Below are 10,643 nucleotides of genomic sequence, written 5' to 3'. Positions count from 1 at the left end.
GGATTGTGCTGATCGACCTGAATCCAGCGAACACCTCGATCTGTGGGAGGGAGCCCTGCTCGCGAAAGCGTCAGTTCTGACACTGCTGTATTGGCTGACAGAACGCCTTCGCGGACAAGCGCGCTCCTGCGGGCAATCGTGTTTTCAGCGTCCGCCGACGTGATAATCCAGCTCGGTTCGCAGACGCTCGACGCAGTAGTCGACAAACGAACGCACCTTGGACGAACCCCGCCGACCTTCGACGTAGATCACGTGCACCGGCATCGGCGGGATCTCGAACGATTCCAGCACCGGGAGCAGCTTGCCACTCTCAAGATGCTCACGGATCTGGTACGACGGCACTTGCGTCAGGCCCCAGCCTGCCACCGCAGCATTGATCGCCGAGGTGAACGACGTCACGGCCAGGCGCGAGCGCACTTTCACTTCCTGGGATTGACCGCCGACGATGAACGTCCAGTCCGGGCTGCGGCCGGCGAAGATCACCGACACGGTTTCGCGCTCGATCAGGTCATTGGGGTGGTGAGGCGTGCAGTTGGCCTCCAGGTACTCTGGCGACGCGCAGACCATGCGCCTGACGGAGCCGACCGGGATGGCGGTCAGCGACGAATCAGGCAACTGGCCGATGCGCACCGACACGTCGATGCCTTCGTCCAGTTGCGCGGCGACGCGGTCCATCAGCAGCGCGCGGATCTGCACTTGCGAGTTGTCTTTCAGGTACTCGGTGATGATCGGCACCACATGCAGATCGCCGAGCATCTGCGGCGCGCTGACCGTGAGCAGGCCGTGGGGTGTGGAATGAATGCCCGCCGCCGAACTTTCCGCTTCGTACAGGTCGGCGAGCAGGCGCTTGCAGTCTTCGGCAAAGCGCTGGCCGGCTTCGGTCAGGCGCAGCTGGCGCGTGGTGCGCACCACCAGCAGCGTGCCCAGACGGCTTTCCAGCTGAGCGATGGCCCGGGTCACGGTGGCCGTGGACAGGTCGAGCGCGCGGGACACCGCGGCAAAACTGCTGCCTTCGGCCACCGCGGCGAAGATGGTCATTTCCTGGATTCGGTCCACGTTGTGTCCACTGTCTAACCCTGAAGAATGGCAGTCTGCGACAAACCGGCGCTGGCGAAAAGCCTCCAGAAAAAACTGTGATATTCCTTATGGGAATCCAGTCCATGAAAAACATGAATTTTATCTATGGCTGCCATCGCTCTACCGTATTGTCACGATTGAGCCGAGAGCGCCGTGATGACCGACCTGACACCTCCCGCCAACATTGTTGAAGAGCACTGGAAACGCAATCTCGCCGTCTGCGTGCTGGGTTCGTTCACCACCATCGTCGCCATGACCCTGCTGCTGCCGTTTCTGCCGCTGTACGTCGAACACCTGGGTGTCAGCGATCCGGCCGCTGTCGTGCAGTGGTCGGGGGCGGCCTTTGGTGCGACCTTTCTGTCCGCCGCGCTGACCGCGCCGCTGTGGGGACGGCTGGGAGATCGCTACGGACGCAAGCTGATGCTGATCCGCGCCAGCCTCGGCATGGCCATCGCCATGTCGCTGATCGGGCTGGCGGAAAACATCTATCAATTGGTGGGCCTGCGCCTGCTGGCCGGCTTGCTGGGCGGTTATGCCTCGGGCGCGACCATTCTGGTCGCCACTCAGACGCCCAAGGAGCGCTCAGGCTGGGCGCTGGGCACGCTGGCGTCGGGGATCATGGCCGGTAACCTCACCGGGCCGTTGATTGGCGGTCTGTTGCCGCCGCTGATCGGTATCCGCAATACCTTCTTTCTGGCCGGTGGCGTGATCTTTCTGACGTTTCTCGCCACGCTGTTCTTGATGAAAGAGGCACCGCGCCCGAAACGCGCTGCCGGTGCGCCGAAAGCGGCGAGCGTCAGGCCGTGGGATCAGATTGCGGACAAGCGCCCGGTGATCACCATGTTCGTGGTGGCGAGTCTGGTGATGTTCTCGATCATGTCCATCGAGCCGATCATCACTGTTTACCTGACCCAGTTGCACACCGAAAACGTCACTTTCATGGCCGGGCTGGTGATGTCGGCGACCGCTCTGGCCAGCGTCCTGTCGTCTTCACGTATCGGCAAGCTGGCCGACAGGATCGGTCACCGCAAGGTGGTGATCGGCTGTCTCACGGCGGCGGCCTTGCTGTTGATTCCGCAGGCGTTCGTCAGCAATGAATGGCAACTGGTGGCGCTGCGGTTTCTCATGGGTATTGCCCTGGGCGGGCTGTTGCCGTGCATCGCCGCGATCATCCGCCATTCGGTGCCGGACGCCGTGGCCGGGCGCATGCTCGGCTACTCCACCTCCAGCCAGTACGTCGGTCAGGTGCTGGGGCCGCTGACTGGTGGCTATCTGGGCGGGCACTTCGGCATGCCCATCGTGTTCATCGCCACCTGTGTGCTGATGGGCGGCTGCGCGCTGATCATGCTGCTGATGCGACCCGCGCAGTGACGCGCGTCACAGCACATGGGCCTCGCCGCTGGCGGCCAGCCTGACCTGGCTGCCCACGGGCGGCACGTTGATGCCGGGGTTGCGTACGTTCAGGGTGCGCCGCCCGAGCGGTTCTCCGTGGGCGTTGCTGCCGGGCTGCAGCTCCAGGGTGAGCATGCAGGCACTGCCGCCGAAATCGATTTCGGTGATCCTGCCAATGGTGCCGGGCGATCCGTCCGGTCCGCCATCGAGGGCGCTCAGGGTCAGTTGCTCCGGACGTAGCAGGATCTGCGCGGCGCCCTGACGGCGTGGGCGAATGACCGGCACGTTGCCCAGCTCGCAAGTCGCCATGTCACCTTCGACCCACGCCGGCAGCACGATGCCGTCGCCGAGAAACAGCGCCGTCTGCTCATCCACCGGGTGGCGATACAGCTCCATCGGCGCGCCGGCCTGCACCAGTCGGCCCTGGCGCATCACCGCCAGTTGATCGGCAAACGACAAGGCTTCGGCCTGATCGTGGGTGACCAGGATGGTGGTGATGCCGGCCCCCGTCAGCAACTGGCTGACGGCCTTGCGCATGCTGCTGCGCAGGCCGGTGTCCAGCGCTGAAAAAGGCTCGTCGAGGAGCATGATCGCCGGGTTCTGCGCCAACGCCCGGGCCAGGGCCACGCGCTGCTGCTGGCCGCCGGACAGCTCGTGGGGCCAGCGTCGGCCCATGGCGCTGTCGAGGGCAACCATCTCCAGCAATTCCGCCACCCGCTGGCGCTTGGCCTCGCGCTCACCGCTCAAGCCGAAGGCGATGTTGGCGGCCACCGACAGGTGCGGGAACAGCGCGCCGTCCTGCGGCACGTAGCCGATGTTGCGTTGATGGGCCGGTACTTCGTGGCTGTCGTCCACCAGCGGCCGGCCGTGCATGAGAATGTGCCCGCTGTCGGGAAACTCGAAGCCGGCGATCATGCGCAGCAGGGTGGTCTTGCCGGAGCCGGACGGGCCGACGATGGCGGTGCGGCTGCCTGGCGCGATCGACAGGCTGACCTGGTTCAGCGCGCTGACGCCGCCGAACGATTTACTGAGGGCATGGAGCTCTAGGGCGTTCATCGGCCTGCCGTGCGTCTGGATTGGTGATAGAGAAGGGCGGTCAGCGGCAGCGACAGCAGCACCATGATCAGCGCGTAGGGCGCTGCGGCGGCGTAGTCGATTTCGCTGGTCATGGCCCAGAAACCGGTGGCCAGGGTGCGGGTGCCGCTGGGCGCCAGCAACAGGGTTGCAGTGAGTTCGTTGGCGATCGCCAGAAACACCAGCGCCGCACCGGCCGCTGCGCCCGGCGCTGCCAGACGCAGGGTGACCCGCCACAGCGCCTGGGCTGGCGTGCGGCCAAGGCTGCGGGCGATGTTTTCAAGCTCCACCGGGGCCTGGGCGATGCCGGCACGCAGGCTGACCAGCGCGCGCGGCAGGAACATCAACAGATAGGCCAGCAGCACGGTCACGGCAGTCTGGTAGATCGGCCGCGCGACCTTGATGGTGACGGTCACCAGTGCCAGGGCCACGACGATGCCCGGCAGCGAGCTGGTGATGTAGTTGCAGCCCTCCAGCACGCGGTTGAAGCGGCTTGGTGCGCGAATCGACAGCCACGCCACAGGGAACGCGGCGGCGGTGATCAGCAGGGCGCCGACACTGGACAGCCACAAGGTCTGGCGCACGGTGTCGAGCAGGCCGTCCTGTTGCCAGACCTCGACGCCACCGGCGATCAGCCAGCGGCTGAGGGTCATCAGCGGCACCCCCAGTGCCAGCGCGGTCAGGCTGATCGGCAGCAACAGCGCACAGCAGGTGGCCGGCATCGACAGGCGCTGCAACACCGGCTGGCGGGCGCTGCCCGAACCGATCCTGGCATAGCGGGCCTTGCCGCGAGCGGCGGACTCCAGCGTCAACAATGCCAGGCAGAGCAGCGCCAGCACCCCGGCCAGCATGTTGGCCGCCGGGCCGTTGAACGAGGACTGGAACTGATCGAAGATCGCCGTGGTGAACGTATCGAAGCGGATCATCGCGAACAGGCCGTATTCAGCCAGCAGGTGCAGGCCGATCAGCAGCACGCCGCCGCACAGGGCCAGGCGCAATTGCGGCAGCACCACGCGGAAAAACACCGCCAGCGGCTTGAGCCCCAGCGACTGGCCGACGTCTTCGATGGCCGGGTCCAGGCGCCGTAACGTGGCGGCGACCGGTAAATAGAGAAAGGGCAGATAAGCCAGCACCGACACCAGCACGGCTGCGGGCAAGCCATGCAGGGCTGGAATCAGGCTGACCCAGGCATAGCTGTGGACGAACGCCGGAATCGCCAGCGGCGCCGTGGCCAGCAGTGACCACAGGCGCCGTCCCGGCAAATCGCTGCGCTCGGTAAGCCAGGCGAGCGCCACCGCCAGCACCACGCACAGCGGCAGGGTGATCAGCATCAGCAGCACGGTGTTGACCAGCAGTTCACCGACCCGTGGCCGGAAAACCAGCTGCACGATACTGTCCCAGCCGCTGACCCAGGCGATGTACACGACAAAGCCCAGCGGTAGCAGGGCGAGCAGGGACACCAGCAGCGAACTGCCGCGAATCCACACTGGTTGGGCGCGTGGCCGCCGACGTCTGGAAGCGCGCACAGCCGCGACCGGCGCGGTCACGGCTGCGGCTTTCTTCAGCGGCCTGGAGAAGGGCTCCGGTTGCACGGTTACAGCAACCCGGCCTGGGTCATCAGCTCGACGACCTTCTTGCTGTCCAGCTTCGAGGCGTCCACTGCTGGCGCATCGAGATCGGCCAGCGGCACCAGTTTCGGGTTGGACGCAGCGCCCTGACCGACCGCGTATTCAAAGGACTTGCCATCCTTCAGCACTGCCTGACCCTGTTGGCCGGTGATCCATTTGAGCAGCGCTTGAGCCTGTTCCGGGTGTTTGCTGGACGCCAGCACGCCACCGCCGGAAATGCTCACGAACGCACCCGGGTCCTTGTGCTTGAAGTAGTGCAGCGAGGTGTTCTTGCTGTTTTCGCCGGTCTTGGCCTGATCGACGAAGCTGTAGTAGTGGAAGATCACGCCGCTGTCGATCTGCCCGGCATTGACCGCCTTGAGCACCGCACTGTTGCCGCGATAGGCGGTGAAGTTGGCTTTCATGCCCTTGAGCCATTCAAGCGTTGCCGCTTCACCCTTGAGCGCCAGCAGGCCACCGACGATGGCCTGGAAGTCGGCACCGGCCGGCGATGCAGCCCAACGGCCTTTCCACGACGGATCGGCGAGGTCCTGCAGCGATTTCGGCAGCTTGTCCGCGCTGAGTTTGTCCTTGTTGTAGACGAACACCGTGGAGCGGGCAGCAATGCCGACCCAGTTGCCATGGGCCGGACGATACGGTTCGGCCACCTGCGACAGGGTGGCCGGTGCGACCGGTGCGAACAGACCGGCGTGGTCGACCAGCACCATCGATGGCGAGTTTTCGGTGAGGAATACGTCGGCTGGCGACGCCTTGCCTTCCTGAACGATCTGGTTGGCCATTTCAGTGTCGTCGCCGTTGCGCAGCGTGACCTTGATGCCCGTCTCCTTGGTGAAGCCCTCGACCCAGGCCTTGGTCAGGCCTTCATGTTGGGCGTTGTACACGACAAGACCGTCATCGGCCCAGACGCTGGTGCTGGACCAGGCCATGGCGGCGAACAGGGCGGCTTTGACGAAGGTGGGTCTGTAGAGAGTCATTGTTGTATTCCCGAACGAAGGAGGGATGAGCGATACCGGGGGCTGCCGGCTGCCAGCAAGCATTGTAGGACCGATTCCATCAATGCGAATCATTAGCGCATGAGAGGCGCTGGCAAATTAGTGTCGTCGATGAGAAAAAATCGTCAAATTGCCGTTCATGCCGTGTCAACGGGCACACCGGGCGGGACCTCCAGCCGCGTTGACAAAACCATCACATACCACGACTCATAATCGCCGCCGGTGGCACAAGGGCCACGACACGGGGATCGTTATGCACGGAACACCATGGACATCAAACACAGCCTGAAACAGCGGATCGTGATTGTGTTCGCCCTCATGAGCACGCTGGTGGCCGGCGTCTTTGCAGTGGGGATCATCGCCACGGTGCATGTTGTCGAAAAGCGCCTGACCTCGATCAGTCTGGGCGGCAACCTGCATCGTCTGCTGACGCTGGAAAACGCCGATGAATGGCACCACCGCCCGGAAAAGGGCGAGCTGTTCTATGCCGATGACGGCGTCGGCGATCTGGCCATGACGGACGATCTGAAGGGCATGGAGCCCGGCTATCACGAATTTCTGCGCGACAAGAAAGCCTATTTCGCCATGGTCGAAGAGGTGAACGGTCGGCGCTATGTCCTGCTGCGCGACCAGCGTCAGTCGGTCAAGCGCGAGCGGTTGCTGTTCGGCGTGGTGCTGGTCGGTTTCGTTCTCAGTGTGCTGCTCGCCGTCCTGCTGGGGCGTCTGCTGGCGGCGCGGGTCATGGCACCGGTCTCGCGTCTGGCCGGGCAGGTACGCCATCGCGATCAGTTACTGGAAATGGCACCGGTGCTGGCCAACGACTATGCCCGCGACGAAGTCGGCGCGCTGGCCCGCTCATTCGATGAAACCCTTGGCCGGCTGCGTGCTGCGCTGAGTCGGGAAAAGCTGTTCACCAGCGATGTCAGCCACGAACTGCGTACGCCGCTGATGGTACTGGCGACGTCCTGCGAACTGCTTCAGGAAAACCCCAACCTGGACGCGCGTTCCCTGGCGCAGGTGCAACGCATCACCAAGGCAACGGCCGGCATGAATCAATTGGTGGAAACCTTTCTGCTGCTGGCGCGCACCGAGGGGCGCAACCCGCCGCCGACGCAACAGGCCAGCCTGACCCAGATCGCCGAAGAACTGCTGGACGTCTGGCATCAGCCCGTCACCGAAAAGGGCCTGAAACTGATCCACGAGCCCTGCGCCGAGGCGGGCGGCCAGTACAACGCCGCGTTGCTGCGCTCGGTCATGGGCAACCTGCTGCGCAATGCCTGGCACTACACCGATCACGGCTTCATTCGCCTGACCCTGAAAGCCGATGGTTTCAGCGTCGAAGACAGCGGCATCGGCATTCCCCACGAAAAACAGCAGGCGATGTTCCAGCCTTTCGTGCGCGGTGACGAACAGCGGGGCGAGGGCCTGGGGCTGGGGTTGTCGCTGGTGCAGCGGATCTGTGCCAACCAGGGCTGGTGCGTCACGTTGACCAGCCGTGAAGGCGGCGGATGCTGTTTCACCGTGGCGCTGAACCGCACGGCGGTCATCGACAGCCCTGCGCTGATCGGTCAAACCGGCTGATCGCGTCTACGCTTTGGCAAGTCTCGACAGCCGGTTCCCGGCAATGAGTGGATTGAATCAAGAGGAGGGTGCATTGACCGCGATAGAGTCCGAATTCCTTTCAGGTGTCACGCCGGCTCAGGCCCGACGGCAGGCGTGGGGCGCAGGTGCTCTGGCGCTGCTGCTGTTCATGGCAGCCGGCTGGCAACTGGCGATCATCGGCTTCGATTCGCGCTTCGTGCTGTTTGCCCAGGAAATGCTGCGTCATGGGCCAAGCCTGTTTCCCACCACCTATGGCGAGCCGTATCCGGACTACTCGGGGTTCTCGACCTGGCTGATCTACCTGTGCTCGTTGCCTTTCGGTGAAGTCACCAGCTTCAGTGCCTGGCTGCCGACCTGCTTCGCTTCGGCGGTCACCGTCGGCCTGATGTACCGCCTGCTGTCGCCGTACTCGCGACGCTGGGCATGGCTGAGCATCGCCCTGATGCTGCTGACCAACACCTTCATCAGCGAAACCCGGGCGGTTTCGCTGGACCAGATGCTGGCCACGGTGTCGTTCGCGGCGTTCTATTTTGTCTACGCCCACGACCACTTCGGCTCGCCACGGCGCATGGGCTGGGTATTGCTCCTGCTGGTGCTGGGCTTCGCCATCCGTGGGCCCATCGGCGCGGTGCTGCCGGGGGCGGTGGTCGGCAGCTATTACCTGATCGGACAGCAATGGTCGCGGCTGTGGCGGTTTGGCCTGGCGGCGCTGTTGTTGCTGGTGCTCTGCGCGCTGGCGCTGTTGTGTCTGGCCTGGCTCAGCGGCGGTGAGTCGCTGGTCAGCGAAGTGCTGCGCATGCAGGTCACTTCGCGGATGGACGGCAGCGAAGGTACGGGGCCGCGGTTGTGGTATTTCAGCCGCTCGTTGAGCAATTACGCACTGGCCTATCCCGTGGCGATCGTGGTGCTGATCACGGTCTTGCTGACCAGCCGTCGCCAGAGCAGCCCGGCCCAGCGATTGGTGTACCTGTGTGCCGGCGCTGGATTGACGGTGATGATCGGCCTGTCGGTCCCGCAGGTGCGCAAGGCGCGTTACATCCTGCCGATGCTGCCCATGGCGGCAGTGATTGCCGGTTATCCGTTCCAGGTGCGCAGCGGCAAGGCATTCGCCTGGCTGCGCGGGATAATCCTGACGCTGTGCTGCTTCATCCCTGGCGCGCTGATGGCCGGCCTGCTGCTGGCGCGTCCGCGTTTTCCGGAAGCGCTGGGTGATATCGGCCCGTTGCTGATACTGCTGGGGATGCTGCAACTGATCGCCATGCCTCTGCTCATGCGCCCGCGCCTGCGTCTGTATGGCTTGCCGCTCTGCGCGGTGCTGGCGGTGTGGGCGGGGTATATCGGCATGGTCGAAAAGGTCGAGCGCAACCTGTACGACACCCGCCATTTCACCCGCATGGTGCGCGATGCGACCCGTACCGACCCGGCGCCGCTGGTGCTGCACGGCATGGGCAAGGACGCCAAGGCGATCAAGTTCATGGTCAATGTCGACGAGGATTTGCTGCCGGTGTTCACCGATACCGCCGAACAGCTCGACCGCATTCATGGGCCGGCCAATGTGGTGATGAGCAACAGCGATTTCCAGCAACTGCACGACAATCGCCTGTCAGCGTTGCCGGTGCTGATCAGTGGGCGTTTTGACAAGGAAGATTATGTTTTGCTGCGCTTGCCGGGGCAGTGATTGGGATGCCAACGCAGCCCTGTTGCGCCTCCGGCACGTTACGCGGACTTCTGTAGGAGCTGGCTTGCCCTGCGACCGGCGACGCAGTCGTCGTAAATCCTGTGCCTGCGGTGTGTCTGATGGATTGCTGGTCTGCTAACGCAGCCCTGTTTCGCCATCGGCACGTTACGCGGACCCTTGTAGGAGCTGGCTTGCCCTGCGACCGGCGACGAAGTCGTCGTAAGTCCTGTGCACGCGGTGTGTCTGATGTACTGTTGAGCTGCTAACGCAGCTTGGTTTCGCCTGACGGCGAGTTACTTGGAAAAGCCCCAAGTAACCAAGGGCTCTTATCCCCGCCATACGGCATCTCGCTTTGGCTCGATGTACCCGCACTCCGGCAATGCTCCGTGGGCCCGCCGCGAATGGGCCATCCCTGGCCCACGCGGCTCTCGCGACATCCTGTCGCTCGGCCCACTGCGCATCGCCTGCGCTTGGCCTTCTGGGACGGGGCCCCAAGATCAAAAGCTGAAAAGCACAAGCCAAGCGAGCGCATCCGCATCCCCTGTGGGAGCGGGCTTGCCCGCGAAGGCATCCTCAAGATCTCCACCGCTGGCAAGTCGGACTGCTACGGATCGATTTATGCCATCTGCTTTTGCTTCTGGCCGCAGGCCGTGGGAGGGATCCGAGTTTACGAGGGTCGCGAAGGCGGTGTGTCAGGCAAATCGCTTTCGCGACCCTCGTAACCTCGGATCCCACAGGTTTCTTGTGTTGGCCTGACAGATTGTGAAGATGTATGGAGATCTGCCAGGCAACAGGCATCTGTGGGAGGGAGCTCTGCTCGCGATTGCGTCAGTCCAGCCCCTGCTGTGCCGTCTGACCGACCGCTTTCGCGAGCAGAGCTCCCTCCCACGGCCTTCGGCCAGAATCAAAAACAGACGGCATTTACCGAACCGTAGCAGTCCGGCTTGCCGGCGGTAGCGATCTCAAGGCCGCTTTCGCGGGCAAGCCCGCTCCCACAGGGAATGCGCTCGCTTGGCTTTTGATCTGGCTTTTGATTTGGTTTTTGACCTTGGGGCCCCGTCCCAGAAGGCCGAACGCAGGCGATGCGCAGTGGGTCGAGCGGCACGGATGCCGCGAGAGCCGCGTGGGCCATGGATGGCCCATTCGCGGCGTGCCCACGGAGCATTGCCGGAGTGCGGGTATGCCGAGCATTAGCGAGGC

General features: G+C 63.9%; 7 protein-coding genes. 3 read left to right on the top strand and 4 right to left on the bottom strand.

The window, feature by feature from the left end; translation table 11 throughout:
• Positions 1–144: 144 nt before the first annotated feature.
• Positions 145–1,056, bottom strand: a complete 912-nt coding sequence (locus ACIPL0_RS19665; RefSeq protein WP_400598892.1) for a LysR family transcriptional regulator — start codon at positions 1,054–1,056, stop codon at positions 145–147.
• A gap of 177 nt (positions 1,057–1,233) precedes the next feature.
• Here ACIPL0_RS19665 and ACIPL0_RS19660 point away from each other — a divergent pair, with 177 nt between their 5' ends.
• Complete coding sequence (locus tag ACIPL0_RS19660) at positions 1,234–2,448, top strand: MFS transporter (protein WP_400598895.1); 1,215 nt, start codon at positions 1,234–1,236, stop codon at positions 2,446–2,448.
• Positions 2,449–2,454: 6 nt separating this feature from the next.
• Here the strand turns inward: ACIPL0_RS19660 and ACIPL0_RS19655 are convergent, their stop codons facing one another.
• The 3 genes from ACIPL0_RS19655 to ACIPL0_RS19645 all read right to left on the bottom strand — a co-directional run bounded on the left by ACIPL0_RS19655 (position 2,455) and on the right by ACIPL0_RS19645 (position 6,145).
• The gene (locus tag ACIPL0_RS19655; RefSeq protein ID WP_400598896.1) at positions 2,455–3,525 is read right to left on the bottom strand and encodes an ABC transporter ATP-binding protein; all 1,071 of its coding nucleotides are present in this window, start codon (positions 3,523–3,525) and stop codon (positions 2,455–2,457) included.
• On the bottom strand, positions 3,522–5,069 hold the full coding sequence (locus ACIPL0_RS19650) for an ABC transporter permease (RefSeq protein WP_400598909.1): 1,548 nt from the start codon (positions 5,067–5,069) through the stop codon (positions 3,522–3,524). Before ACIPL0_RS19650 ends, ACIPL0_RS19655 begins: the two co-directional genes overlap by 4 nt.
• 68 nt (positions 5,070–5,137) lie before the next feature.
• A complete protein-coding gene (locus ACIPL0_RS19645) occupies positions 5,138–6,145 on the bottom strand; it encodes an iron ABC transporter substrate-binding protein (protein WP_400598899.1) in 1,008 nt (335 codons plus the stop codon).
• Positions 6,146–6,430: 285 nt separating this feature from the next.
• Here ACIPL0_RS19645 and ACIPL0_RS19640 point away from each other — a divergent pair, with 285 nt between their 5' ends.
• Together ACIPL0_RS19640 and ACIPL0_RS19635 are read left to right on the top strand one after the other, a co-directional pair.
• A complete protein-coding gene (locus ACIPL0_RS19640) occupies positions 6,431–7,744 on the top strand; it encodes a sensor histidine kinase (RefSeq protein ID WP_400598900.1) in 1,314 nt (437 codons plus the stop codon).
• 169 nt (positions 7,745–7,913) lie between these two features.
• The gene (locus tag ACIPL0_RS19635) at positions 7,914–9,443 is read left to right on the top strand and encodes an ArnT family glycosyltransferase (protein WP_400598910.1); all 1,530 of its coding nucleotides are present in this window, start codon (positions 7,914–7,916) and stop codon (positions 9,441–9,443) included.
• Positions 9,444–10,643: the final 1,200 nt, after the last annotated feature.

It is taken from the genome of Pseudomonas sp. NPDC090208 (assembly GCF_044746785.1).
In the GTDB taxonomy this organism is placed as follows: Bacteria; Pseudomonadota; Gammaproteobacteria; order Pseudomonadales; family Pseudomonadaceae; genus Aquipseudomonas.
This window is presented reverse-complemented; position numbering and strand designations above follow the sequence as displayed.